This is a genomic window from Limnohabitans sp. (assembly GCF_040401135.1).
Taxonomy (GTDB): domain Bacteria; phylum Pseudomonadota; class Gammaproteobacteria; order Burkholderiales; family Burkholderiaceae_C; genus Limnohabitans.
On record NZ_JBBAOV010000013.1, the window covers coordinates 25486 to 51840 of the forward strand.

A 26355-nucleotide genomic window follows, 5' to 3' on the forward strand; every position below is an offset into this window, starting at 1 on the left:
ATTCAATCATGCGTAAAACTACTGTGCCCACCACGCCCAATATTCAAGTCATTGAGCGCATGTTCACACTCATCGATGTACTCGCCTCACGAGAAGAAGCCATTTCTCTCAAGGAAATCAGTGAGCGCACAGGCCTCCACCCATCCACCACGCACCGCATTTTGAATGACTTGGCCGTGGGCCGCTTTGTCGATCGTCCAGAAGCTGGCAGCTACCGTCTCGGCATGCGCTTGTTGGAGCTTGGCAACCTGGTCAAAGGCCGTTTAAATGTGCGCGATGTCGCCTTCCAGCCTATGCGTGAGTTACACAAACTCATTCAGCAGCCAGTCAACCTTAGCGTGCGTCAAGGTGACGAAATTGTCTACATTGAACGCGCCTTCAGCGAACGCTCGGGCATGCAGGTGGTGCGCGCCATCGGTGGGCGTGCCCCCCTGCACCTGACATCGGTCGGTAAACTATTTTTAGCCTTAGACGACCCGCAACGTGTACGCGCCTATGCGACGCGCACAGGCCTGAGTGGGCAAACCCGCAACAGCCTCACACAGTTACCTGCCTTAGAGCGCGAACTATCCAAAGCCCGGCAATACGGCGTAGCCCGTGACAACGAAGAGCTTGAGCTCGGTGTGCGGTGTATGGCTTCTGGCATTTACGACGACCAAGGCAAGTTGGTTGCTGGTCTTTCCATTTCAGCCCCAGCTGATCGGCTGGATGATGAGTGGCTACCAAAGCTTCAGGCCACCACGCAAGCGATATCGCATTCACTAGGCTTCAAACTAAACGAAGTCTAAATGTTAAAAAAGCCAGCAACATTGCTGGCTTTTTTGAATATCTATTAACAGTTAAGTCTGTGGACGCCCGTTGCTCCCGTGGTTCGTCTCTACCCACTTGCGAACGCGCTCAGCATCTGAAATACGACTGAGTTTGCCCGCAGAGTCCAAGAACACCATGATCAATTTACGGCCAGAAACCTTTGCTTGCATCACCAAACATTGGCCAGCTTCCGAGATATAGCCAGTTTTTTGTAAACCGATATCCCAGTTGGGATTTTTTACCAATCGGTTGGTGGTGTTGTACTGCAAAGTGCGGTTACCCACCTCAACGCTATGGCTGGGAGATGTAGACAATTGACGCACCATGTCATCAAGGTATGCATAGCCCACCAAAGTGGCCAAATCTTTTCCGCTGGATTGGTTTTGGCTAGACAGGCCTGTTGGCTCAACGTAACGCGTGTCACGCATACCCCATTGATGAGCCTTGGAATTCATCAAGTTCACAAACACAGGCATGCCGCCTGGATAAGTGCGACCCAAAGCATGAGCGGCACGGTTTTCGCTGGCCATCAAAGCCAAGTGAAGCAATTCGCCACGTGTCAAGGTGGCACCTACACGTAGGCGTGAGCTGCTGCCTTTTTCTGTATCCACATCATCTTGAGTGATGGTGATGGATTCATCCATCGGTAATTTAGCTTCGCTGATGATCAAACCGGTCATCAGCTTAGTGATGGAAGCAATCGGCAACACGGCGTTATCGTTCTTGCTGATCAACACTTCGTGTGTGTCTTGGTCAATCACATAAGCCACGCTGGATTTCAAATCCAACAGATCACTGGTGGCGTGCAATCCGGCTTTTTGGCCAAAAGAGGGAATCAAGGGTGCAGCCTTGACCACTTTGGCGCGACGTACATGCGCCTTGAGCACTGAGGGCTTGGTTTTTTGAACAGTTGGTTTTTTTTGATTAGGTGCAGCCTGGGCATGCACAGAGCAAAAAGAAACTAGGAAACCGAGTGAAGTCGCAATGAGGAGTCGTTTCAAGTGGTGTTCCTTAATCTTGAAAAACACAATTGCGACTAGTCTAACAAGAAAAGTCGCGCAAGATCAATGACTTGCGCGACTTATTTAACAAAATTGATGCTGTGTGACAGTTTTTGTAATTTAGCCTTGAGCAGCAACTCGGTCAGACTTACTTTGAAGTTTGTTCAGAGCGCTCAAATATGCCTTGGCTGATGCCACCACGATGTCGGGGTCAGAGCCGACCCCGTTGACCACGCGACCGCTGTTTTGCAGACGAACCGTGACCTCGCCTTGGCTCTCTGTCGAGCCACTGATGGCGTTCACTGAATACAACACCATTTCGGCACCGCTTTTGACGTGGCACTCAATCGCTTTAAGCGAAGCGTCTACTGGACCGTTGCCATCAGAATCCCCCCTCACTTCTTTGCCCGCCACGGTGAACACCACGCTAGCGTGCGGGCGCTCGCCGGTTTCGCTGTGTTGCGACAAAGACACAAACGCAAACTGCTCGCTGGCATTGCTGACCGACTCTTCGCTCACCAAGGCCAAAATATCCTCGTCAAAAATTTCACTCTTACGGTCAGCCAGCTCTTTGAACTTAGCAAAAGCAGCATTGATCTCCGCTTCGCTTTCCAACAGAACGCCCAAGTCTTCCAAGCGTTGCTTGAACGCATTGCGGCCGCTGAGCTTGCCCAACACAATTTTGTTGGCGCTCCAGCCCACATCTTCCGCACGCATGATTTCGTATGTGTCACGCGCTTTAAGCACGCCATCCTGGTGAATGCCTGATGCGTGCGCAAAAGCGTTCGCGCCCACCACGGCTTTGTTGGGCTGCACCACAAAACCTGTGGTCTGACTGACCATGCGACTGGCAGCCAAGATTTGCTTGGTGTCGATGTTCATGGCGAGATCAAAGTAATCACGGCGGGTTTTGATGGCCATGACCACCTCTTCTAACGAGCAGTTGCCTGCGCGCTCACCCAAACCGTTGATCGTGCATTCGACCTGACGTGCGCCTCCAATCTTCACACCGGCCAAAGAGTTGGCCACCGCCATGCCCAAGTCGTTGTGGCAATGCACGGACCAAATGGCCTTGTCAGAGTTAGGCACTCGCTCGCGCAAAGTTTTGATGAAGTTGCCATACAACTCTGGAATGGCGTAGCCCACAGTGTCGGGAATGTTGATGGTGGTCGCACCTTCAGCAATCACCGCCTCAACCACGCGGCACAAAAAGTCCATCTCGCTGCGATAGCCGTCTTCTGCGCTGAACTCGATATCACCCACCAAGTTACGTGCAAAACGCACCGATTGCTTGGCTTGCTCAAGTACCTGTTCAGGTGACATGCGCAACTTCTTCTCCATGTGCAAGGGCGATGTGGCGATGAAGGTATGAATGCGGGCGCTGTTGGCACCTTTGAGGGCCTCGGCAGCGCGGCTGATGTCGCGGTCATTGGCGCGTGACAAAGAGCAAATGGTGGCATCCTTGATGGCGTTGGCAATGCCCTGCACCGCCTCAAAGTCACCATTAGAGCTGGCCGCAAAACCAGCCTCAATGACATCCACCCCCAAACGTTCCAACTGACGGGCGATGCGCAGTTTTTCATCGCGCGTCATAGAAGCGCCGGGCGATTGTTCGCCGTCGCGCAAGGTGGTGTCAAAAATGATAAGTTTATCGGTCATGGTCAGGACTCCTATATTTCCAAATAACTAGCAACGTTTGTTTTAGCCCCAAAGCAAAAGGCCCGCTGCATGTGCATACGGGCCTTGTGGTGTTTGCGCGTGCGCTAACAACTCCGCCCGGTGGGGGATAGAAGTAGTAGTACTAGCGAAAAATTATTCATGCCATCAATTTAGCACAAAGCGAAAACATTTGTTGCACATTGTGTCTTATTTGTGCAAACCCGCTTCATCGGGCTCATCTGTGGATGTGCTGATCAGGCTGGTTTGAATGCCCTTGGCCCGACGCCATGCATACAAAGCATAGCCGCTCAAACCATAAAACATAAACAAAGCAAACAACACGATGGGTGGATGAATATTAATCACCGCGATCACCAAAGCCAACATCACAATGACAGCAAATGGCACACTTTTCTTCATTTGTACATCTTTGAAGCTGTAAAACGGAACGTTGGTCACCATGGTCAAACCAGAGTACAAACACCAAGCAAACATGGGCCAAGCGACCTCAGGGCCTGAGATGCCCATCTCAGTCATCAGCCACATGAAGCCCATCACCAAAGCCGCGGCAGCTGGCGAAGGCAAGCCTTGGAAAAAACGCTTGTCCACCACGGCGGTATTGACATTAAAGCGCGCCAAACGCAAAGCCGCGCAGGATATGTAAACAAAGGCAGCCACCCAGCCCCAGCGACCTAAGCCCTTAAGCGCCCACTCATAAGAAATCAAGGCAGGCGCCGCACCAAATGACACCATGTCAGCCAAGGAGTCCATTTGTTCACCAAACGCACTTTGCGTGTTGGTCATGCGGGCAACGCGGCCGTCTAAACTGTCAAGCACCATGGCACAAAACACACCAATGGCGGCCATTTCGTAGCGCTCATTCATGGCCATGACGATGGCGTAAAAACCACCGAACAATGCAGCCAAAGTGAACAAGTTGGGCAAGACATAAATGCCTTTGCTGGGTTTGCGTGGCACAAATTCTTCTGCGTGGTCTTGCTGTTCTGTCATTCGAGTCATTCCGAAAAGTTGACCTTGAGTGTAAGCGCTGCACCAAAGACCGCCAAGAACGACAAAGGCCACCAAAGTGGCCTTTGTCGGTACAAACAGCGTGCGCTTAGTTGCGGGTTTGGTCAACCAGTTTGTTCTTGGAAATCCAAGGCATCATGGCGCGCAATTTTTCACCCACGATTTCGATCGAATGCTCGGCATTCAAGCGACGACGTGCCGTCATGCTTGGGTAATTGGTCTTACCTTCCAAGATGAACATCTTGGCGTATTCGCCAGTTTGAATGCGCTTCAATGCATTGCGCATGGCTTCGCGTGATTGCTCGTTGATGATCTCTTTGCCGGTGACATACTCACCGTACTCTGCATTGTTCGAGATCGAGTAGTTCATGGTGGCAATGCCGCCTTCGTACATCAAGTCAACGATCAACTTCAACTCGTGCAAGCACTCAAAGTAAGCCATTTCAGGAGCATAGCCAGCTTCGGTCAAAGTCTCATAGCCCATCTTGACCAACTCCACAGCGCCACCGCACAACACGGCCTGCTCACCGAACAAGTCGGTTTCTGTTTCTTCTTTGAAGTTGGTTTCGATGATGCCGCCCTTGCCACCACCGTTCGCCATCGCGTAGCTTAAAGCTAAGTCACGGGCTTTGCCCGACTTGTCTTGGTAAACAGCGATCAACGAGGGCACGCCGCCGCCTTTGAGGTACTCAGAGCGCACGGTGTGGCCTGGACCTTTTGGAGCGACCATGATCACGTCCAAATCAGCACGTGGAATCACTTGGTTGTAGTGAACATTGAAACCGTGAGCAAACGCCAAAGTAGCGCCTTGCTTCATGTTGGGGGCAACATTGTTGTTGTACACGTCTGGGATATTTTCGTCAGGCAACAGAATCATGACCACGTCAGCCGCTTTCACCGCGTCATTGACTTCCAAAACGTTTAAGCCAGCTTTGGCGACTTTGTCCCATGAAGCCCCGCCTTTACGCAAACCGACCACGACTTTGACGCCGCTTTCGTTCAAGTTTTGTGCGTGTGCGTGGCCTTGTGAGCCGTAGCCAATGATGGCCACAGTCTTGCCTTTGATAAGGGACAGATCACAATCTTTGTCGTAAAAAACTTTCACAGGGTTCTCCTAAAAAATACTTTGAAAAGGGTTGGTATTTAAATACGCAAGATGCGCTCACCGCGGCCAATACCGCAAGCGCCCGTGCGAACAGTTTCAAGAATAGCGCTACGGTCAATCGCCTCTAAGAACGCATCGTTTTTAGACAGGTCGCCTGTCAACTCAATGGTGTAGCTCTTTTCAGTCACATCAATAATGCGACCACGAAAGATATCGGCCATGCGCTTCATTTCTTCGCGCTCTTTACCTACGGCACGCACTTTAACCAGCATCAGCTCGCGTTCGGTGTAAGCGCCTTCGGTCAAATCGACCACTTTTACCACTTCAATCAAACGGTTCAGGTGCTTGGTAATTTGTTCAATCACCTCGTCTGAGCCATGCGTTTGAATAGTCATACGAGACAAACTTGCATCTTCAGTCGGCGCCACGGTCAGAGATTCAATGTTGTAGCCACGTGCAGAGAACAAACCCACCACACGAGACAGCGCTCCAGGTTCGTTTTCAAGCATCAGGGAAATGATGTGTTTCATGGTGTCATCTTTCCCGCTCAGAGGTCTTCGCTGCCAAGCAGCATTTCGGTGATGCCCTTGCCGGCTTTCACCATGGGGAACACGTTTTCGGTGGGATCGGTACGGAAATCAATGAACACCGTACGGTCTTTGAGGCGACGGGCTTCACGCAAAGCGGGCTCCACATCCTCAGGACGCTCAATCAACATACCCACATGGCCATAGGCTTCAGCAAGCTTTACGAAGTCAGGCAAAGCGTCCATATAACTGCTGCTATAGCGACTTTCGTATTCAATTTCTTGCCACTGACGCACCATGCCAAGGTAGCGGTTGTTCAGTGCCAACACTTTAATGGGTGTGTTGTACTGAAAGCAGGTGGAGAGTTCTTGGATACACATTTGCACCGAGCCCTCGCCTGTCACACAAAAAACTTCGCTATCTGGCTTAGCCAACTTAATACCCATGGCGTAAGGAATGCCCACGCCCATGGTGCCCAATCCACCTGAGTTGATCCAGCGGCGTGGCTCATCAAAACCGTAATACTGAGCAGCCCACATTTGGTGCTGACCCACATCAGAGGTGATGTAGGTATCAGTGCCCTTGGTCATGTTGTGCAGAGTCTCGATGACATACTGAGGCTTGATGACTTCTGTGTTGCTGCGGTCATATTTCAAGCAGTTGCGCTTACGCCATCCTTCGATGGTTTCCCACCACTCAGACAACGCAGTGGCGTCTGGCTTCAAGGCTGATTCCTTGATCATGTCGATCATCTCGACCAGTACGTCTTTGACATCGCCCACGATAGGGATATCAACCTTCACGCGCTTGGAAATACTGGACGGATCGATATCGATGTGGATGATCTTTCGTTCGTTTAGGGCAAAGTGTTTAGGGTTGCCAATCACGCGATCATCAAATCGGGCGCCAACAGCTAGCAACACATCGCAGTTTTGCATGGCGTTGTTAGCCTCAATCGTGCCATGCATGCCCAACATGCCCAAAAACTTAGGCGCACTGGCGGGATAAGCACCAAGGCCCATCAAAGTATTGGTGACGGGATAGCCCAGCATGTCTACCAAGGTGCGCAACTCTTGCGACGCATTACCCAGCAACACACCGCCACCGGTATAAATGTAGGGACGTTTGGCCGCCATCAACAGTTGCAAAGCCTTGCGTATTTGACCGCCATGACCCTTGCGCACAGGGTTGTAAGAGCGCATATGAACTTCTGCGGGATAGCCTTCGTAAGCGGTCTTCTTAAATGACACATCTTTTGGAATGTCCACCACCACAGGCCCCGGGCGACCACTGCGTGCAATATGGAACGCTTTTTTCATCGTCAAAGCTAAGTCGCGAACGTCTTTGACCAAGAAGTTATGTTTGACGATTGGACGCGTGATGCCAATGGTGTCGCACTCTTGAAAAGCATCTAACCCAATCGCGTGCGTTGGCACTTGACCGGTGATGATCACCATGGGGATGCTGTCCATATAAGCCGTGGCGATGCCGGTCACGGCATTGGTGGCGCCTGGCCCAGATGTAACTAAAGCCACACCCACATCACCCGTGGCACGCGCGTAGCCATCGGCAGCGTGAACTGCTGCTTGCTCATGGCGAACCAATACGTGCTGAATTGTGTTTTGGTTGTAAAGCGCGTCGTAGATGTAGAGAACTGCACCGCCGGGATAGCCCCAAATGTGCTTGACGTTTTCAGCTTGCAGCGCCTTCACGAGGATTTCGGCGCCCATCAGTTCTTTTGACTGACCGCCAGAAGCGGTTGCGGAATGCGATTCCGACTTTGTAATGTCCATTTGTTTACCTTTTAACCTGAGTGAATTTCGTCAACGAAAAACCTTGGGTGCTTCTTGGCGAACCCTTGTGGGGCAGCATCGAAACTTTGGACCTGTAGCCATAAGCGCATGGTTCGCGCCGGACCGAGACCCGTTTGCCTTTTTTGTCGAATTGCAGCCTTAGATTATGACACCTTCTTTAAACGAATTCACTCTTTTGGACATAAAAACCATAGGCTAGTGCCATAATCGCGCCCGATTCAAACTTGAAACCCCATCGTCAGTGGCCACCGAACAAGAACTGTCAGACTTTCTAAAAAGCGTCGAGAAGCGTGCCTTCAAACGCTCGGTGTATCACGTTCGTGACGACGAAGCGGCGTTAGATATCGTTCAAGACAGCATGATGAAACTCGCCGAACATTACGGTGACAAGCCAGCAGCAGAGCTGCCCATGCTATTTCACAGAATCTTGTCCAACACCACACTTGACTGGTTTAGGCGCAACAAAACTCGAAAGGCCTTGTTTAGCAACTTTAGCGACTTTGAATCAGGCAGTGACGATGGTGAATTTAATCTTTTAGAGGCCTTGGCCGTCGAAAATGACAGTCAAACCACCCAAAGTGCAGAAGATAATTTTGCTAGCGTATCAAATGTTCACGATATTGAGGTAGAAATACAAAACTTGCCAGCACGTCAACGAGAAGCGTTCCTACTGCGTTATTGGGAGGATCTAGATGTTTCCGAGACTGCCGCTGCCATGGGTTGTTCGGAAGGAAGCGTCAAAACACATTGCTCTCGGGCTGTTCTGGCACTCAGCAAAGCGCTTAAATTAAAGGGGATTCAACCATGACCAATACCGCAAATACCCAAGACAATTTTGGTTTGCGCATTGCTGCACAACTGAATTCAGCTAGCCTTGCTCTACCCCACGACATCACTGAGCGCCTGCGAGCCGCACGCACACGCGCTGTGGCCGCTCGCTTGAAGCCCCAAACCCGTCTACAAACCAGCACGGCCGTGGTTCACCAAAACGGTGCAGCCTTGCTGAACTTCGGCGGTGACGAAGGTCTGAACATATGGAGCCGCGTGGCATCCCTCTTACCTCTAATTGCATTGGTAGCAGGCCTGGCGCTGATTCAAAACATCATGGATGAAGACCGCGCCAACGAATTGGCCGAAGTCGACTCTGCCTTGCTGGTCGACGACTTGCCACCTGCCGCTTACGCTGACCCCGGTTTTCTTCAGTTTTTGAAGAACCCCATCGCCATTGATAGCAAAGATTAACTTCCTGCATGCTGTTTCAACGCTTGACCAACACGACATTCATTGCCCAACTCTTGCTGAGTGGTGCGGTGTTGATCACTGGCGAAATGGTGAGTGCACAAACTTCAACTGTGGTCGGTGTAAAGCCAGCACCCAGTCTGCCAGGGCGCCCTTTGTGGATGGATTTGGCTGAGTCACAACAACAAGCACTCGCCCCATTGGCCCAACTTTGGCCCACAATGACTGAACCACACAAACGCAAGTGGCTGGCTGTTTCACAAAATTTTGGTCAACTCTCTGCAGAAGATCAAGCCACGGTGCAAGGCCGCATGCGCGAGTGGGCCGCACTCAGCCCGCAGCAACGCACCGCTGCACGGTTGAATTACGCAGACGCTAAACAGCTCTTGCAAGAAGATAAAAAAGCCAAATGGGAGGCCTATCAAGCCCTCACGCCAGAGGCCAAACAAAAACTTGCAGCGCAGCAAAGTCAACCCATTCAAGGTGCAGCACCGGCGATAAAACCCGTGTCTGCCGCCAAACTCACCTCTTCGCCTGTCGCCAGCGCCAACAAGCCGCTGCCCCGTATCGCAACAGATCAAGCGGCGCCCGCCACCTTGCTGCCGACGCCCGTCTCAAGCTCGACACCGGCAACTGTCAGCACTGAAAGCGCAGTGACACCTCAATGACGTCGGAGTTAATCGCCCCTGGCCTGTTGCGCCGCATGGCGTGCTGGCTTTACGAGGGCATGCTGATATTTGCTGTTCTGTTTATCTCTGGCTACTTATTCAGCACACTTAGCCAAACTCGCCACGCCATGGATAACCGCCTAGGCTTGCAAGCCTTTTTATTCCTTGTGGTCGGCATTTACTTCACCTGGTTTGGACAAAAAGGCCAAACCTTGGCCATGAAAACTTGGCACATCCGAGTGATTGATGCCCACGGCCAAGCACTAACGCAAAAACGTGCATTTTTACGTTATCTGCTGAGCTGGATTTGGTTCATTCCACCTTTAGCCATCGTCGGGCCCTTCGACCTGAGCGGTGGCGAAACTGCCCTAATTTTTTTGGGATGGGTCGGAGTTTGGGCTTTGCTGAGCCGCTTTCACCCACTGCGGCAGTTTTGGCACGATGCGCTGGCTGGCACACGACTAGTCAACGCACAGCCCGTCGTTGCAAAAAAATAACCATTCATCATGAATCTGCCCGCATTTTCTGTTTGCGTCTATTGCGGCTCACGCAACGGCATCCTGCCGGACTATGCCAATGTGGCGCGCCAAGTCGGCACGTGGATTGGGCAACACAACGGCCAACTCGTTTATGGCGGTGGCAACAACGGATTGATGGGCATCGTGGCCCAAGCCACAGCCGATGCGGGTGGCCTTGTGGTGGGGATCATCCCAAAAGCACTGCAAACTATCGAAAACACACGCACCGCGTGCACCGAGTTGCATGTGGTCGACACCATGCACGAACGCAAACACATGATGGCCGAGCGCGCCGATGTGTTCTTAGCCCTGCCAGGCGGCATTGGTACCTTTGAAGAGTTTTTTGAAGTATGGACCTGGCGACAACTCGGCTACCACGACAAACCCATTGGCCTGCTCAACACACGAGGCTATTACGATGGCTTACTTCAATTTGTCAATAACAGCGTGAGCCAAGGTTTTTTGAACGACTGGCAAATGGATCTTATTCTCAGCGGCACTGAGCCCGCATCCTTGCTGCAAGAACTGGTTCAAGCCGCAGGCTTTGCGCCAGAGCCTCAACTGGCAGGCCTCTAAACCTCAACTCGCAAAAAGCCACGGCCATTACTGGCTGATTAAACGGCTGATTCGTCCAACTCGCCCGTACGAATACGCACGACACGCTCAACCGGCGTGATGAAAATTTTTCCGTCGCCAATTTTGCCCGTCCGGGCTGCGCGCACGATGGCGTCCACGCAGTTGTCAACATCAACAGACTTTACAGTCACTTCAACCTTGACCTTTGGCAAAAAGTCCACCACGTACTCAGCGCCACGGTACAACTCGGTGTGGCCTTTTTGACGGCCAAAACCTTTAACCTCGGTCACGGTCAAGCCAGTCACACCACATTCGGCCAGAGCTTCGCGCACTTCTTCGAGTTTGAATGGTTTGATGATGGCGGTGATTTGCTTCATGTTCAAAGTCCTTGAAATCAATGAGGAGGGCCGTATTTAGGCACGAAATTTATTGGTTATAGGATAACGCCAATCTTTGCCAAAACTGCGGTGCGTGACGCGAATTCCCACCGGCGATTGACGGCGTTTGTACTCGTTGATGCGAATGAGGCGGGTTACCTTTTCCACCTCGGCACGTGCAAAGCCCGCCGCAATGATGTCTTCTGAGCTTTGGTCGTTTTCCATAAAACGCGAAACGATCTCGTCTAGCACCTCATAGGGCGGCAAGCTGTCTTGGTCGGTTTGGTCTGGGCGCAGCTCAGCACTAGGGGGGCGTGTGATGATGCGCTCAGGAATAGGATCGGCACCCGTGCCGTAAGGGTCATGGGCATTGCGCCAACGTGCCAGCTTAAAAACCAAGGTCTTGGCAACGTCCTTGATCACCGCAAAGCCACCTGCCATGTCGCCGTAAAGCGTGCAATAGCCCGTCGCCATCTCACTCTTGTTGCCCGTAGTCAGCACGATGGAGCCAAACTTGTTGGACAAAGCCATCAACAGCGTGCCACGAATACGCGCTTGGATGTTCTCTTCGGTGGTATCAAGCTGCATGCCCTCAAAGTCAGCTTTGAGCGAACCCAAAAACGCCTCAAATTCCGGCACGATGGACACCTCGTCGTAACGAACGCCCATGCGCTGTGCCATGTCACGCGCATCCACCCAGCTGATTTCGGCGGTGTAGGGCGATGGCATCATGACCGAGCGAACCTTGTCTGCACCCAAGGCGTCCACCGCGATGGCCAGCACCAAGGCCGAATCAATGCCCCCTGACAAGCCCAATAAGACGCCGGGGAAACCGTTTTTGCGGATGTAGTCACGCACGCCCAGCACCAAGGCATGCCAGAGGTCTGCTTCAAGCGAACCGTCTTGCGCAACTTCCCCCGACAGATGATGGGAAGCGTGAGATCGACTTGAGGCACGTGTGGTTTGCTCACTCACCGCGTCATGCCCCTGTGACACCCCATCACCTCGAACCACATCCACCACAAACGAAGCAACTTCAAAGCTAGGCGCACGCGCAGCCAGCACACCATCGGCGTTAAGCGCAAACGAGCGCCCCTCAAACACCACTTCGTCTTGGCCACCGACCAAGTGCGCATAAATCAAAGGCAAGCCTGTGGCTAGCACGCGACCACGCATGGCCTGCTCGCGCTCGTCACCTTTGCCTACATGGAAGGGGGAGGCGTTGATCACGGCCAAGAGCTCAGCCCCCGCCGCTTTGGCATCCGCCGCAGGCGCATCAAACCAAGCGTCTTCACAAATCAGCAGGCCCACTTTCATGCCCGCCACACTAAAAACACAAGGCTTGTTGCCCGCCACGAAGTAGCGGCGCTCGTCAAACACTTGGTAATTGGGCAGCTCGCGCTTGGCATAAGCGGCCACCACTTGACCCTCGCAAACGACACTCGCCATGTTGAAGCGCCGTTGCACCGACACCGAACGAGAGCGCTCGTCACCGCCAGAGGGATGACCCACCACCACATGCAAACCCTTTAACCCGCTCAGAGCTGCGGACACCGTTTTCAGGGCATGATCACAGGCTTCGATGAATGATGGACGCAGGAATAAATCTTCGGCGGCATAGCCGCACAACGACAGCTCAGGCGTCAGCACCAAACGAGCGCCATCTTGATAAGCAGCGGTGGCACACTCGATAATTTTTTGGGCGTTACCCGCCATGTCGCCCACCACGAAATTCAACTGAGCAACACAAATTTTGAGAGTCATGGCAGCAGGCACATCGTCCAAAGTAAAACAGGTCTAACAAGAAAATGGATTATGTCATTCGCATCCACGCGAGCCCGCTCGATATCCCCGCTGGAGCGTGGGACGTTTTGTTGGCCCAGCAAGACGCGCCCTCGCCCTTTATGCAGCACGCCTATTTGGCTGCCCTACACACCAGCGGTAGCGCCTCGCCCGTTACAGGCTGGACGCCGCAATTTGTCTCGCTTTGGCAAGGCGACCAATTAGCCGGAGCCAGTGCGCTCTTCATCAAAGACCACTCTTACGGCGAATACGTGTTTGACTGGGCCTGGGCCAATGCCTATGCCAACCACGGCTTGAACTACTTTCCCAAAGCCACCTGCGCCGTGCCCTTCACACCTGTGCCGGGCTCGCGATTGTTGGCCATTGACGCAACAGCTCGTCAAGCCCTGCTTCAAGCCATGTTGGACGTTGCAAAGGAGCACCAGCTCTCATCCTTGCACCTGCTATTCACCAGCCCTAACGACCGTGCAGCTTGCAATGCGCTGGGCTTGATGCAGCGTCAAACCGTGCAATTCCATTGGTGCAACGCAAACCCTCAAGGCCAGCCGTTTGATTGTTTCGACGCCTTCTTAGGAAGCCTCGCGCAAGAGAAACGCAAAAAAATAAAACAAGAACGCCGCCGCGTGGCCGATGCAGGCGTGACTTTTCGCACCTCTGTAGGGGTTTCTATCAGCAGCGAAGACTGGGAGTTTTTTTACCAGTGCTACGAACGTACCTACCTCGAGCACGGTAACGCCCCCTACCTCAGCCGCTCGTTCTTTGAACACATGCAGCACGACATGCCTCAAAACTGGGTGATGTTTGTGGCCCAGCGCGAAGGCCGTCCCATCGCGAGCAGCTTGATCGCTGTGCAAGGCCTAGGCACGACTGAGGCTATTGCCTATGGCCGCTACTGGGGCGCACTTGAGCGCGTGGACTGCCTACACTTTGAAGCTTGCTACTACCAACCCCTCAGCTGGTGCATTGCCAACGACGTGCAGCGCTTTGAAGGCGGCGCACAAGGCGAACACAAAATGGCCCGCGCCCTTATGCCTGTCGCCACCTACAGCGCACATTGGCTGGCCCACCCTGCGTTTGCCGATGCAGTAGAGCGTTTTTTAGAGCGGGAGTCAGCGGGAGTCGACAACTACCTCGACCACTTGGCCGAGCGCAGCCCTTTTAAAAGCCAAGAGCCGCAATAAATAGTCTACAAAAAAAACCTCGGAAACAATAAAGCCCGCTAAAGCGGGCTTTATATGAACACAAGGAAGAATTACTTATTGTAGTTGGCCATGCCGTCCACGATTTCTTTGTGGGCAGACTCAATACCCTCCCAGCCCTTGACCTTGACCCACTTGCCTTTTTCGAGATCTTTGTAATGCTCAAAGAAATGAGAGATTTGCTGCAGTTGCAACTCATGGATATCGGCCAATGATTTGATGTTGCTGTAGCGGGCCAGGATTTTTTCAGTGGGCACAGCTAAAACTTTGCCGTCCACGCCGCCTTCGTCTTCCATCATCAAGATGCCCAGCGCACGGCAAGGCACCACCACGCCGGGTGGCAATGGAAATGGTGTGATAACCAACACGTCTACAGGATCACCGTCGCCAGCGATGGTTTGTGGCACATAGCCGTAGTTGGTGGGGTAATGCATGGCCGTGCCCATGAAGCGGTCCACAAACAAAGCGCCAGACTCTTTGTCAACTTCGTACTTCACAGGGTCCGAGTTCATCGGAATTTCGATGATCACGTTGAAGGCTTCGGGAACTTTGCTACCGGGGGTGACTTGATTCAGGGACATGGTGTCTTGTTATAAAAGTTAAAAAAGAAACTCGGAGGATTAACTCCGATTTTACTTTCATGAGGCTTGCGTTGCCACATGGCCTTTGAAACTCTTATTCGTGGGTACTTTTGCCAGTTTCATCCATTAAGCCTAAGAACACCCGCAAAAAATACACGGCCATTGCCAAGATGAAAACAATCACAGCCACGCTCATTAGCCCGTAGTCGGTAGAAAAAAGATCAATCCAAGCTTTCATAGGGAAACTCCAATTAATTGCAATGCCTTGACTTTGCAGCGTTTGAAGGGCTGTCGCAATGATCTATGTCAACAGTTAGGGTATTGGCCATTCAGGCAAAATCGCGCAACTATGTCTGAACGCGTGATCCCCCTTGTTGACCAACGGCTGCTGGCTTTGCCTGCCACTTTGCCTACCCAACCCATCAGCGCCACGGGGCTTCTTAGCGACAGCTTGGGCCGCCCGCTGCACGACCTGCGCATCAGCGTGACCGACCGCTGCAACTTTCGCTGCAATTACTGCATGCCCAAAGAGGTGTTCAACAAAGACTACGCCTACCTGCCACACGGCGACTTGCTTAACTTTGAAGAAATCACGCGCCTGGCCAAAGTGTTTGTGGCCCACGGCGTGCGCAAAATTCGGCTCACAGGCGGCGAGCCTCTGCTGCGCAAAAACCTTGAAATCTTGGTAGACCAACTGGCCAATATCAAAACGCCTGATGGCACGCCACTGGACCTGACCCTCACCACCAACGGCTCACTTTTGGCACGCAAAGCCAAGTCGCTCAAAGACGCGGGCTTGAACCGCGTGACGGTGAGCTTGGACGGTCTGGACGATGCCGTGTTTCGCGAAATGAACGATGTGGACTTTCCGGTGGCCGATGTGTTGGAAGGCATTGCAGCGGCCAAAGACGCAGGCTTGGGACTGGATGCCAACGGGTTGTTTACGGGCCTCAAAGTCAATATGGTGGTCAAGCGCCGCACCAACGTCAACCAAATCTTGCCCATGGCCCGCCACTTCCGTGGCAGCGGCATCACCCTGCGCTTCATCGAGTACATGGATGTGGGCGCCACCAACGGCTGGTGCATGGACGATGTGCTGCCCTCGGCCGAGGTCATCAAACACATCCAACAAGAATTTCCACTCGTGACGCTTGACGCGAGCGCCCTGGGCGAAACCGCCCAGCGTTGGGGCTATGCCAACGCCGCAGGTGTGTTTGACCCCACCTTGGGTGAAGTTGGCGTCATCAGCAGCGTGACCCAAGCTTTCTGCCAAGACTGCAACCGCGCCCGCCTCTCCACAGAGGGCAAACTCTACCTCTGCCTTTTTGCCACAAAAGGCTACGACTTGCGCAGCCTCATGCGTGGCGCGCAGGCCACCGATGCAGACCTTGCCTCGGCCATCGGACATATTTGGCAAGGCCGCGACGACCGATATTCAGAGCTCAGAGCCTCTATGCCTGCTGACAGTGCGCCCAACGGTTCATCCACTGCGCGCCGCGTCGAGATGAGCTACATCGGCGGTTAAACCGCAACACACCTCACAGAAACCAACATACACCGACATGACTGACACCATCGCGCCTCAAGACATTACCGGCCTTATCTTGGCCGGCGGCCGAGGCAGCCGCATGGGCGGTGTGGACAAAGGCTTGCAAAACTTCAACGGCATCCCGCTCGCCTTGCACACCCTTATGCGCCTTGGCCCCCAAGTGGAAAGCGTGATGGTCAATGCCAACCGCAACCTCTCGGCGTATGAGTCGTTTGGATCCTCAGTGTGGCCCGATGCATCTGCCGACTTTTCGGGCCCCTTGTCTGGCTTTTTGGTGGGCTTAGAGCGCGCCGAAACTCCCTACATGCTGACCGTTCCCTGCGACACACCACGCCTGCCCCTCGACTTGGCACAGCGCCTCGCTGAAGCTTTGGTGCGCGAAGACGCCGATATCGCCATGGCTGCAGCACCTGAAACTGATGAGCACGGCCAAACCCAGCTGCGCACGCAGCCTGTGTTTTGCCTGATGAAGATTGAACTATCTGAAAGTTTGGTGAGATTCACCCACGCCGGTGGTCGCAAGATTGATGCTTGGACCTCGCAACACAAAACGGTTGAAGTGCCGTTTGACGCCCCCAGCGATGACCCTCTGGCCTTTGCCAACGTCAACACCTTGACAGAACTGCAAGCCCTAGAAAACGCCGCACCATGAAAAGCTTGGACGAGATTGCCGCCGCCCTGCAAGGCTATGACCCACAAGCCTTGAGCGTGGACCAAGTCAACGCATTTTTGGCTGAGTTGGTGCAGCCCTTGTCTGCCAACGAATCGCAAGACGTGTTTTTGTTTGACGCATTGGGTCGCGTGTTGGCGCAAGACGTGGTCTCAACCATCAACGTGCCCGCGCACAACAACTCGGCCATGGACGGTTTTGCGTTCGATGCCACTCAGCTGCAAGCCGACCAGCCCCTCATCCTGCGCGTGGTGGGTACGGCACTGGCTGGCAAAGCATGGCAAGGCAAGGTGAATGCCGGCGAATGTTTGAAGATCATGACAGGCGCCATACTGCCAGACAACCTAGATACTGTGGTGCCCCAAGAGTTTTGCCAAGTGACCAACACACACGATGTGAGCACCGTCACCATTCCACCCAATTTATTGAAAGCCGGTGACAACCGCCGCTTGATGGGCGAAGACCTGATGCAAGGCCAGTCTGCGTTAAAAGCAGGCCAGCACCTCACGCCTGCTGCCTTAGGCTTGGTTGCCAGCCTAGGTCTGCCCGATGTGCGTGTGCATCGCCGATTGCGTGTGGCCTATTTCTCCACCGGCGACGAAGTCCTCAGCTTGGGCGAAGCGCCCCGCGAAGGCGCGGTTTACGACAGCAACCGCTACACCTTGTTTGGCCTGCTCACCCGCATGGGGTGCGAAGTGATTGACATGGGCGTGGTGCGTGATGAACCAGCGCTCTTAGAAGCAGCATTCGCCCAAGCGGCACTGAAGGCCGACGCCATCATCACCAGTGGTGGTGTGAGCGTAGGCGAAGCCGACTTCACCAAAGCCATGATGAAAAAGCTGGGCGATGTGGCCTTTTGGAAAATAGCCATGCGCCCAGGCCGTCCTATGGCCGTGGGCCGCATTGGCAAGTCGGTGTTGTTTGGTTTGCCTGGCAACCCCGTGGCTGTGATGGTCACCTTCCTTGCTTTTGTGCGCCCTGCTCTGCTGCAAATGATGGGCAGCACCGCACAGCCTGCACCGCTTCTGCGAGCTAAGTGTTTAGAACCTCTGCGAAAAAAAGCAGGCCGCACCGAGTACCAACGAGGCTTTGTCAGCAGCGCCGCCGACGGCACACTGCAAGTACGTACCACCGGCAACCAAGGCTCAGGCGTGCTGAGCTCGATGGTGCAAGGCAATGGCCTCATCGTGCTACATCACAGCCAAGGCAATGTCGTGGTAGGGGACGAGGTGGACGTGATGATGTTTGAGGGCGCTGTGTAATTACGCGCCTACGTCCGCATCTTCATGGCGAATGGTGATCGCCCCAGGAACTGACTTTCGAGCCAGCAAGGTATACATGGTGGGCACCACAAAGATGGTGAGCAAGGTGCCCAAGCTCATACCTCCCACAATGACCCAACCAATTTGCTTGCGGCTTTCTGCACCCGCACCACTGGCCAAAGCCAACGGAATCGCGCCCAGCACCATCGCGCCGGTGGTCATCAAAATCGGACGCAATCGCAAGGTGGCAGACTTTGTGACTGCCTCAAACAACTCCATGCCCTCTTCACGCAGTTGGTTGGCAAACTCCACAATCAAAATGCCGTGTTTGGTGATCAAGCCTACTAGAGTGATTAGGCCAATTTGGCTGAACACATTGAGTGTGCCGCCACTGAACTGAAGTGCCAACAGAGCGCCCACCATCGACAACGGCACGGACAACATGATGACCAGCGGATCTACGAAGCTTTCAAACTGCGCAGCCAACACCAAGAAAATAAACAACAGCGCGAGCACAAATACGATCACCAGCGATCCCGATGATTTGACAAACTCACGCGAGGTGCCATTGAGGTCGGTGGAGTAACCGGGTTTGAGCACCTTTTGCGCTGTGGCATTCATGAAAGTGATGGCCTCGCCCAGCGAATAGGTGGGGGCCAAGTTGGCGGTGATGGTTGCGCTGCGTCGTTGGCTGAAGTGGTTCAGCTCACGCGGTACCACCACCTCTTTTGTTTTGACCAAGGCAGACAAAGGAATCATGACATCACCTTTGCCGCGAACAAACACGCGTTCGATGTCGTCGGGGGTGTCGCGGCCAGTGGGTGCGGTTTGCACAATCACGTCATATTGGTCACCCTCACGCTTATAGCGTGTGACTTGACGACCCCCCATCATGGTTTCTACAGCACGGGCAATTTGATCCACGGGCACGCCCATGTCGGCGGCTCGTTCGCGGTCTACTTCCATACTGATTTCGGGTTTATTCAAACGCAGGTCTGTGTCCACACTCACGATGCCAGGGTTCTTGGCAATTTCTTCTTGAAAGCTACGCACCACTTGCGCCAAGTTTTGGTAACTGTCCGATGTCAAGATAACGAAGTTGATAGGGCGCTCACGAAACGGCTGCCCAAGCGATGGTGGCGTGATGGGAAACGCCGTCACGCCTGGCAAGCCCGACACCATAGGCGTCATCTCGCGGGCAATTTCGAGCGTGCTTTTACTTCTATCTTCCCAAGGCTTGGCGCGGTAAAACACGTTACCTTGAGCCACGGTGGGGTTACCCACCACGGTGAAGATGCGGTCAAACTCAGTGTATTTCTCTGCCATTTTTTCGAGTGCCAAGCTGTAACGCAGGGTGTAGTCCATGGTGGCGCCATCTGGCCCGTTGATGACCGTCAAAATCACGCCACGGTCTTCCAAGGGGGCCAATTCGCTCTTGGTCGATTTGAGCAAGGACCACGTCCCCATACCAGCCGACACCATCACAGCCACCACCAACCAACGACGCGAGATTGAACGGCCAAAAAATTGGCCGGGTGATAGCGTCCATTTCAGTAAACGTCCATACGCGTTGGACATGCGCTGCAACTGATGCTCCATGGTGCGGTCAAACCAGCTGGGCTTGTGGTTGTGCTTGAGCATGATGGAACACATCATGGGCGTGAGCGTCAAGGCCACAAAGCCCGACACCACCACCGAGCCCGCCAAGGCCAACGCAAACTCAGTAAACAGTTTTCCAGTTCGCCCCGGCGTGAACGCCAAGGGCGCATACACCGCCGCCAAGGTCATGGTCATGGCCACCACCGCAAAGCCCACTTCTTTGGCGCCTTTGATCGCCGCGTGAAAGGGCGACATGCCTTCTTCTATGTGTCTGTAAATATTTTCTAACACCACGATGGCGTCGTCCACCACCAAACCAATGGCCAACACCAAGGCCAGCATGGTGAGCGTGTTGACCGTAAAACCAAACATGGCCATCAAAGCGAACGTACCAATCAAACACACAGGAATGGTCACCAGCGGAATGATGGATGCGCGAAAGGTGCGCAAGAACAAAAAGATAACCAAGGCCACCAAAATGGCGGCTTCCACAATGGTTTGATAAACCGCCTTGATGGATTGTTCGATGAAGATAGAGTTGTCGTTGGCAACTTCAATTTCCACGCCCGGCGGCAAGTTTTCTTTGATTTTCGGGATCATGTTGCGCACCGCCGCACTGAGGTCCAGCGGGTTAGCGGTGGCGTTGCGAATCACACCCAAAGTAATGGCATCTTTGCCATTAAATCGTGTGGCGGTGCGTTCAGCTTGCGGGCCTTGCTCGACACGCGCCACATCGCTCATGCGCACTAAGGTGCCATTGACAGACTTGATGACCACGTTACCAAACTCTCGCGGCGTTTGCAGGTCAGTCGATGCCGTGACGTTGAATTCACGCAGCTTGCTTTCAATCCGTCCAGCTGGCACTTCCACATTGGAGCGACGCAGGGCATCTTCAACATCTTGGGTGGTGAGCTTGTAGGCGGCCAAGCGATCGGGGTCAAGCCAAATACGCATGGCGTATTTACGCTCCCCAAACACGCGCACATCCGAGGCGCCGGGTGCGGTTTGCAACATGGGCTTGGCAATGCGATTGGCATAGTCGGTGAGCTGCAGCGCATTCAAAGTGTCAGAGCTGAAGGACAACCAAATGACCGGAAAAGCATCAGCCTCCACCTTGGCAATCACGGGCTCATCAATGCCTTGGGGCAAGCGCTGGCGCACTCGGCTCACTTTGTCGCGCACATCGGCAGCGGCCGAGTCGGCATCGCGTGACAACACAAAGTTCACCGTAATTTGGCTCTGCTCTTGGCGGCTGATAGAGGTGATGACGTCTACCCCCTCAATGCCAGAAAGGGAGTCTTCCAGCACCTTGGTGACTTGCGATTCCACCACCGCACTAGACGCGCCGGTGTACTTGGTTTCCACCGTCACCACGGGGTTGTCAATCTTGGGGTACTCGCGCACGTTCAAGCGGGTGTATGACACCACGCCCACCAACACAATGAGCAAGGACAACACGGTGGCAAACACCGGACGGCGAATGGATATCTCAGGCAACTGCATGTGAGCTCTTTGCTTTGTGGTTTATCGGCTAGCTGCGGGAGCAGCCCCAGAGGCGGCAGCCGATGCGCCAGATGCTGACGCCGATGCAGCTGCGGCCGGACCACGACCAAGCTCGACGACACGCAAGGGTGAGCCATCTTTTTGCAGACGTTGCTGACCTGCCACCACGATGGTGTCACCCTCCGCCAAGCCCTCGGTAATTTCCACTTGACCGCCACGACGCATACCCAGCTTCACCTCGGTACGCAGAGACACAAACTTGGTGTCTGGCGGCACAACAGGCGCACTGGCAACGCCACTCGCCGCGCTAGCAGCAGGCGCAGGCAACTCACTGGGTGGGATAGCCTTGATGACAAACTGTTTGCCGGCCTGCGGCACGATAGCTTCTTCAGGCACCACCAAGGCATTGGGCTTGATGGCAAACACAGCGGTCACGCGCGCAAACATGCCAGGACGCAAGGGGCCTGTTTGATCGCCCCCCGCGCTGGTCCGCGTGCGGTCAAAGGTATTGGGCGGGCAACCCAAGCTTTGGGGCGATGGCAAGGCCACACCTCGGCTAATAGGATCGGGTTTCTTGGCAGCCGGTGCTGAAGCAGCAGGCACAGCAACTTTGACTTGCGAAGAGGATGCAGATGCGGAGGCAGAAGAAGCAGTTGGCGCCGCAGCAGCTGCTTGTGACCCAGCACCTGGGCCTGGGCCTCTACCACCCACCACGATTGGCTCGCCCGCTGTATTGGCCAAAACGGCACGCACACCAATCGAACGGCCATTGGCATCAATGAGTGGGTCTACCGCCTCAACACTGGCTTTGAACAAACGGCCACTAAAGGCATCCAGTTTCACCTCAATGGTTTGACCTGGTTTCACCTTGGCTTGATAACGCTCAGGCAAACGATAGTCCACATACAGACTACCAATGTTTTCTAGGTTAATCAAGTCTGCGCCATCTTTCACATAGTCACCCACGTTGATGCTGCGAATACCCACCACACCATTGAAAGGTGCAATCAAACGCATGCGGTCCAAACGGGCACATGACAAACCCAGCTGCGCATCGGCTACTTGCAGGGCAGCTGCACTTTCATCTAGCGAGCGCTGGGCGATGAAGTTTTGAGCCACCAATTCTTGGTTGCGTTTGTGGTTGGCGCGGGCAATCGACATTTGGGCCAGCGATTGCTGCACCTCAGCGCGTTGCAAGGTGTCGTCCATCTGCACCAACACTTGGCCCGCTCGCACACGCGCACCATCGGTAAAACCTAACGACAACACACGGCCTGCCACTTCAGGACGAAGTATGACGTTTTGTGATGACCTCAATGTACCCACAGCCTCGACGTCGTCACGCAACGTTTGCTTTTTAACTTGGCTAATTTCCACGCCCGCTGGACGCGCACCTGGGGCAGCAGGAACTGCATCTGTTTTGGGGTTTTGCAACCACCAAGCCAAGGTTGAGGCAACCACAATGCCTACCACTGCCACAACGGAATACATCTTATTGGAGGCCATGAATGAGATTCTTTTAGTTACGATTGAATCAATTTTGCAATGTACCAGTGAGACATCTAGAAAACACCAAACTTAGCTTGGCTTTGCAAAATCTGTCACCTAGCGGACAACACCTGCTCAACGCCGCGATTCGCCAAGCCATCAGCGCGCTCATTGTCCACATGGCCGGCATGGCCTTTCACCCAATGCCACGCGATGTCGTGATCGCCTTGATGCGTAAGCGCATCTAACTGCTGCCAAAGGTCGGCGTTCTTCACGGGCTGCTTGGCTGCCGTTCGCCAGCTGCGGGCTTTCCATCCGTGAATCCATTCGGTGATGCCCTTGCGCACGTACTCGCTGTCCAAATACAAAGCCACATTGCAAGGGCGTTTAAGCGCTCGCAAAGCCTCAATCACCGCCATTAATTCCATGCGGTTGTTGGTGGTGTCTAACTCCCCACCAAACAACTCTTTTTCTTGACCCGAGGGCGAGCGCAGCAAGGCGCCCCAGCCGCCGGGGCCTGGGTTGCCCTTGCAGGCGCCGTCTGTATAAATTTCTACCGTGTTCATTCCATTCCTTTAGATGCGCTGTTGTTTGCCGTGCTTGAAGCCGTGGTTGCCACCACGGCCGCACGCGGCACCGCTTTTTTCCAAGCGGACGAGATCAGGCGCATGCCTTGAACCCGCTTGACAGCCACCATGCCGTACACAGCGCCCAAAATGGGCCACCAACGCACGCCCGCTTGGTCCATCCAATCCAATCGTTGCAGCCAGCGCTGGGTTTTTACGTCTGGGCGGTAACAGCCAAAACTGGTGGACTCCACTTCAAAGCTCAACAACTGAAGCCAATCGCGCAAGCGGCGCTGACCAATGAAATCGCCCACTTCAGAAAAATTGCGTTTGCAACTTTTGCTCACGCCCCACAGGCTGTTGGGGTTGAAGCCGCAAATCACCACGCGCCCTTCGGGCACCAGCACGCGCCCCACTTCACGCAGAGTGGCGTGTGGGTCGAAGCTCAGCTCTAGGGTGTGGGGCAATACCAGCAAGTCCAAGCTGGCATCGGGAAAAGGCAAGGCCTCGTAATTGGTCATCAACACTTCGCGGCCCACGGGCGATGGCTCGGGTTGGGCATCACAGGCCAGCCATTGGTGAGGCATGCGGTTGGCTTGCAAAGCGTTAAGCGCGGGAAAGCCTAGTTGCAGCGCGTGAAAACCAAACACATCGGCCACCGCGCAGTCTAAATAGCGTTGCTCCCATGCGCACAAATACTGGCCAGCAGGGGACGCGAGCCAGTCAGGCAAACTATCGTTTTTTAAAGGTGTGGATGACATGAAGCTAATTGCACTGCCCGCGTTTTCTGACAACTACCTGTGGTTGTGGCAACAAGACCAAATGGCCGTGGCGGTCGACCCTGGCGACGCTGCACCTGTGTTGCAGGCGCTGGCCGACCAAGGTCTGACGTTGGCCGCCATTCTAGTGACCCATCACCATGCCGACCATGTAGGAGGCGTGCGCGAATTGCACCTTGCCACGGGCGCCCAAGTGTTTGGCCCCGCCCTCGAAGAGGTGCCTGCGCCCTTTACGCCCGTCATGCACGGCGACCGACTTGATTTGCTCGGCCAAACCGTGCAAGTGCTGGACGTGCCCGGCCACACCGCCGGCCATGTGGCTTATTTCTTACCCAATGCCCAACCCAACCCCGTGCTGTTTTGCGGTGACACCTTGTTTTCGGGGGGCTGTGGTCGCATTTTTGAGGGAACACCTGCGCAAATGCTGGCCTCACTTGACCGCCTTGCAGCCCTTCCAAGCAACACCCAGGTGTGCTGCGCCCACGAGTACACTCTGTCCAATTTGCGATTCGCCTTGGCCGTAGAACCCAGCAACACCGTCTTGCAAACCTACATGGCGCAGTGCCAACAACTCAGAGCCCAGGGCACCCCCACCCTGCCCGCACAGTTGGGCAACGAATTGCAAATCAACCCGTTTTTACGGGCTCGACTTACCGCTGTGCGGCAAGCCGTGGCACAACACGCTGGACTCTCAGCGCTCGAACAAACCGACGATGTGGCTGTGTTTGCTGCCCTTCGTGAATGGAAGAACGATTTCAGATGAGATTTCTATTGACCGTATTCAGCCTCAGCCTTGCATTGCTGAGCGGCTGTGCAAATTTGCCTGAATCCACGAACGGGCCCAATCAGGCCAGCACCAACCCCACGCCTCCAGAAGATCTAAGCCCCATTGCCAAAGGCAGCGCCAAACGCGACAACGTGGCCACGCTGAGCTTGCCCAACGACCTGTGGGAGCGCATCCGCAAGGGGTATTCAATGCCTGACTTGGACACAAACCTCGTCACCGACCGCACCCAGTGGTACGCCGCCAAACCCGAATACTTGAGCCGCATGACCGAGCGCTCGAACAAATACCTGTATCACATCGTTGAAGAAATTGAAGCCCGCAAGATGCCTACCGAGTTGGCCTTGCTACCCTTCATCGAAAGTGCCTTCAACCCACAAGCAGTTTCCAGCGCCCGGGCCAGCGGCATGTGGCAGTTTATGCCCGCCACCGGCAAGAGTTTTGACCTGAAACAAAACGCTTTTCGTGATGACCGTCGCGATGTGGAAGCCTCCACCCGTGCCGCACTGGACTACCTAGAACGCCTGCACAAAATGTTTGGTGATTGGCATTTGGCCTTGGCCGCCTACAACTGGGGTGAAGGCAATGTGGGCAAAGCCATTGCACGCAACAAACGGGCAGGCCTACCCACCGGCTACACCGACCTGACCATGCCTATGGAAACACGCATGTATGTGCCCAAATTGCAGGCCATGAAAAACATTGTGGGCAACCCTCCCCAGTTCAGCGTGGTGCTGCCCAGTATCCCCAATCACCCCTATTTTCAGAGCGTGCCCCTGCCCCGTGACATGGACGTCAGCGTAGTAGCCAAGCTAGCCGATATTTCAGAACAAGACTTCAAAGCCCTGAACCCCTCCGCCCACCGCCCAGTGTTGCTGGCTGCGGGCTCGCCCAAAATTTTGCTGCCTTGGGACAACGCCGAAGTATTCCAACGCAACTACGAAGCCTCCACCTTGGGCCGCATGGCAAGCTGGACCGCTTGGATTGCACCCACCACCATGAAAGTGGCCGATGCCGCCAAGCGCGTAAACATGAGCGAAGCCGATTTCCGCGCCATCAACAACATCCCTCCGCGCATGGTGATCAAAGCAGGCTCTGCGCTGTTGGTGCCCCGCAGTGCAGGCATGCTGGGTGACGTGACGGCCCAAGTGGCTGACAACGGCAAGCTCGACTTGTCGCCCGAAGCCGTGGCCAAGCGCAAAGCTGCCGCCAAAGGTGGAAAGAAAACCAAGGGCAACAAGCTGGCATC

General features: G+C 54.3%; 26 protein-coding genes. 12 read left to right on the forward strand and 14 right to left on the reverse strand.

Annotated features, from left to right (window positions below; all coding sequences use genetic code 11):
• The first annotated feature begins 8 nt into the window (after positions 1-8).
• Positions 9-788, forward strand: a complete 780-nt coding sequence (locus ABWP81_RS05465) for an IclR family transcriptional regulator (RefSeq protein ID WP_353131739.1) — start codon at positions 9-11, stop codon at positions 786-788.
• 51 nt (positions 789-839) lie between these two features.
• Here the strand turns inward: ABWP81_RS05465 and ABWP81_RS05470 are convergent, their stop codons facing one another.
• The 6 genes from ABWP81_RS05470 to ABWP81_RS05495 all read right to left on the reverse strand — a co-directional run bounded on the left by ABWP81_RS05470 (position 840) and on the right by ABWP81_RS05495 (position 7924).
• Complete coding sequence (locus tag ABWP81_RS05470) at positions 840-1811, reverse strand: serine hydrolase (protein ID WP_353140137.1); 972 nt, start codon at positions 1809-1811, stop codon at positions 840-842.
• 120 nt (positions 1812-1931) lie between these two features.
• On the reverse strand, positions 1932-3470 hold the full coding sequence (locus ABWP81_RS05475) for a 2-isopropylmalate synthase (protein WP_353140139.1): 1539 nt from the start codon (positions 3468-3470) through the stop codon (positions 1932-1934).
• Between the two features lie 207 nt (positions 3471-3677).
• Complete coding sequence (pssA, locus tag ABWP81_RS05480; RefSeq protein WP_353131742.1) at positions 3678-4481, reverse strand: CDP-diacylglycerol--serine O-phosphatidyltransferase; 804 nt, start codon at positions 4479-4481, stop codon at positions 3678-3680.
• A 106-nt stretch (positions 4482-4587) separates the two neighbouring features.
• Positions 4588-5604, reverse strand: a complete 1017-nt coding sequence (gene ilvC, locus ABWP81_RS05485) for a ketol-acid reductoisomerase (protein WP_353131743.1) — start codon at positions 5602-5604, stop codon at positions 4588-4590.
• Between the two features lie 38 nt (positions 5605-5642).
• On the reverse strand, positions 5643-6134 hold the full coding sequence (gene ilvN, locus ABWP81_RS05490; RefSeq protein WP_353131744.1) for an acetolactate synthase small subunit: 492 nt from the start codon (positions 6132-6134) through the stop codon (positions 5643-5645).
• Positions 6135-6151: 17 nt separating this feature from the next.
• Positions 6152-7924 (reverse strand): acetolactate synthase 3 catalytic subunit, encoded by a 1773-nt coding sequence (locus ABWP81_RS05495; RefSeq protein ID WP_353131745.1) that lies wholly within the window; start codon positions 7922-7924, stop codon positions 6152-6154.
• 262 nt (positions 7925-8186) lie between these two features.
• On the opposite strand from ABWP81_RS05495, the gene ABWP81_RS05500 reads away from it, so the two are divergent.
• The 5 genes from ABWP81_RS05500 to ABWP81_RS05520 are packed head-to-tail and all read left to right on the forward strand — an operon-like array spanning position 8187 to position 10946.
• Positions 8187-8753 (forward strand): RNA polymerase sigma factor, encoded by a 567-nt coding sequence (locus ABWP81_RS05500; protein WP_353131746.1) that lies wholly within the window; start codon positions 8187-8189, stop codon positions 8751-8753.
• Positions 8750-9187 carry a DUF3619 family protein gene (locus ABWP81_RS05505; protein ID WP_353140141.1) on the forward strand — a complete coding sequence of 146 codons (438 nt, stop codon included), beginning with the start codon at positions 8750-8752 and terminating at the stop codon, positions 9185-9187. Before ABWP81_RS05500 ends, ABWP81_RS05505 begins: the two co-directional genes overlap by 4 nt.
• 8 nt (positions 9188-9195) lie before the next feature.
• The gene (locus ABWP81_RS05510; protein ID WP_353131748.1) at positions 9196-9852 is read left to right on the forward strand and encodes a DUF3106 domain-containing protein; all 657 of its coding nucleotides are present in this window, start codon (positions 9196-9198) and stop codon (positions 9850-9852) included.
• Positions 9849-10349: an RDD family protein gene (locus tag ABWP81_RS05515; RefSeq protein ID WP_353131749.1), complete on the forward strand. Its 501-nt coding sequence runs from the start codon at positions 9849-9851 to the stop codon at positions 10347-10349. Before ABWP81_RS05510 ends, ABWP81_RS05515 begins: the two co-directional genes overlap by 4 nt.
• Positions 10350-10358: 9 nt before the next feature.
• Positions 10359-10946 (forward strand): LOG family protein, encoded by a 588-nt coding sequence (locus tag ABWP81_RS05520; RefSeq protein ID WP_353140143.1) that lies wholly within the window; start codon positions 10359-10361, stop codon positions 10944-10946.
• A gap of 38 nt (positions 10947-10984) precedes the next feature.
• Here ABWP81_RS05520 and ABWP81_RS05525 read toward each other — a convergent pair whose 3' ends face one another.
• Together ABWP81_RS05525 and ABWP81_RS05530 are read right to left on the reverse strand one after the other, a co-directional pair.
• Positions 10985-11323: a P-II family nitrogen regulator gene (locus tag ABWP81_RS05525; RefSeq protein WP_353131751.1), complete on the reverse strand. Its 339-nt coding sequence runs from the start codon at positions 11321-11323 to the stop codon at positions 10985-10987.
• 36 nt (positions 11324-11359) lie between these two features.
• Complete coding sequence (locus ABWP81_RS05530; protein WP_353140146.1) at positions 11360-13087, reverse strand: NAD+ synthase; 1728 nt, start codon at positions 13085-13087, stop codon at positions 11360-11362.
• Between the two features lie 44 nt (positions 13088-13131).
• Here ABWP81_RS05530 and ABWP81_RS05535 point away from each other — a divergent pair, with 44 nt between their 5' ends.
• Positions 13132-14307 (forward strand): GNAT family N-acetyltransferase, encoded by a 1176-nt coding sequence (locus ABWP81_RS05535; RefSeq protein WP_353140148.1) that lies wholly within the window; start codon positions 13132-13134, stop codon positions 14305-14307.
• A 71-nt stretch (positions 14308-14378) separates the two neighbouring features.
• On the opposite strand, the gene ppa is transcribed toward ABWP81_RS05535, so the two are convergent.
• Both ppa and ABWP81_RS05545 read right to left on the reverse strand, forming a co-directional pair.
• The gene (ppa, locus tag ABWP81_RS05540) at positions 14379-14906 is read right to left on the reverse strand and encodes an inorganic diphosphatase (RefSeq protein ID WP_353140150.1); all 528 of its coding nucleotides are present in this window, start codon (positions 14904-14906) and stop codon (positions 14379-14381) included.
• Positions 14907-15000: 94 nt separating this feature from the next.
• Positions 15001-15144 carry a DUF3149 domain-containing protein gene (locus ABWP81_RS05545; protein ID WP_104797323.1) on the reverse strand — a complete coding sequence of 48 codons (144 nt, stop codon included), beginning with the start codon at positions 15142-15144 and terminating at the stop codon, positions 15001-15003.
• Between the two features lie 111 nt (positions 15145-15255).
• Between ABWP81_RS05545 and moaA the strand changes: the two genes are divergently transcribed.
• From moaA to moeA, 3 genes are read left to right on the forward strand one after another with little or no spacing between them, the layout of a single operon-like run.
• On the forward strand, positions 15256-16431 hold the full coding sequence (moaA, locus tag ABWP81_RS05550; protein ID WP_353140152.1) for a GTP 3',8-cyclase MoaA: 1176 nt from the start codon (positions 15256-15258) through the stop codon (positions 16429-16431).
• Positions 16432-16468: 37 nt separating this feature from the next.
• Entirely contained in the window at positions 16469-17107 is a 639-nt protein-coding gene (gene mobA / locus ABWP81_RS05555) for a molybdenum cofactor guanylyltransferase MobA (protein WP_353131756.1), read from the forward strand.
• Entirely contained in the window at positions 17104-18387 is a 1284-nt protein-coding gene (moeA, locus tag ABWP81_RS05560; RefSeq protein ID WP_353140154.1) for a molybdopterin molybdotransferase MoeA, read from the forward strand. Before mobA ends, moeA begins: the two co-directional genes overlap by 4 nt.
• Here moeA and ABWP81_RS05565 read toward each other — a convergent pair whose 3' ends face one another.
• From ABWP81_RS05565 to ABWP81_RS05580, 4 genes are all read right to left on the reverse strand, one after another.
• Positions 18388-21489, reverse strand: a complete 3102-nt coding sequence (locus tag ABWP81_RS05565) for an efflux RND transporter permease subunit (protein ID WP_353140156.1) — start codon at positions 21487-21489, stop codon at positions 18388-18390.
• A gap of 21 nt (positions 21490-21510) precedes the next feature.
• The gene (locus tag ABWP81_RS05570) at positions 21511-22995 is read right to left on the reverse strand and encodes an efflux RND transporter periplasmic adaptor subunit (RefSeq protein WP_353140158.1); all 1485 of its coding nucleotides are present in this window, start codon (positions 22993-22995) and stop codon (positions 21511-21513) included.
• 95 nt (positions 22996-23090) lie between these two features.
• Positions 23091-23543: a ribonuclease HI gene (gene rnhA, locus ABWP81_RS05575; protein ID WP_353131760.1), complete on the reverse strand. Its 453-nt coding sequence runs from the start codon at positions 23541-23543 to the stop codon at positions 23091-23093.
• Positions 23540-24304 carry a class I SAM-dependent methyltransferase gene (locus tag ABWP81_RS05580; protein WP_353140160.1) on the reverse strand — a complete coding sequence of 255 codons (765 nt, stop codon included), beginning with the start codon at positions 24302-24304 and terminating at the stop codon, positions 23540-23542. Before ABWP81_RS05580 ends, rnhA begins: the two co-directional genes overlap by 4 nt.
• Between ABWP81_RS05580 and gloB the strand changes: the two genes are divergently transcribed.
• Positions 24303-25085 carry a hydroxyacylglutathione hydrolase gene (gene gloB / locus ABWP81_RS05585; protein ID WP_353140162.1) on the forward strand — a complete coding sequence of 261 codons (783 nt, stop codon included), beginning with the start codon at positions 24303-24305 and terminating at the stop codon, positions 25083-25085. The two genes, ABWP81_RS05580 and gloB, sit on opposite strands and share 2 nt — an antisense overlap.
• Positions 25082-26355, forward strand: a 1274-nt coding sequence (locus tag ABWP81_RS05590) for a transglycosylase SLT domain-containing protein (protein WP_353140164.1), incomplete at its 3' end; no start/stop codon positions are given. The genes gloB and ABWP81_RS05590, both read left to right, overlap by 4 nt.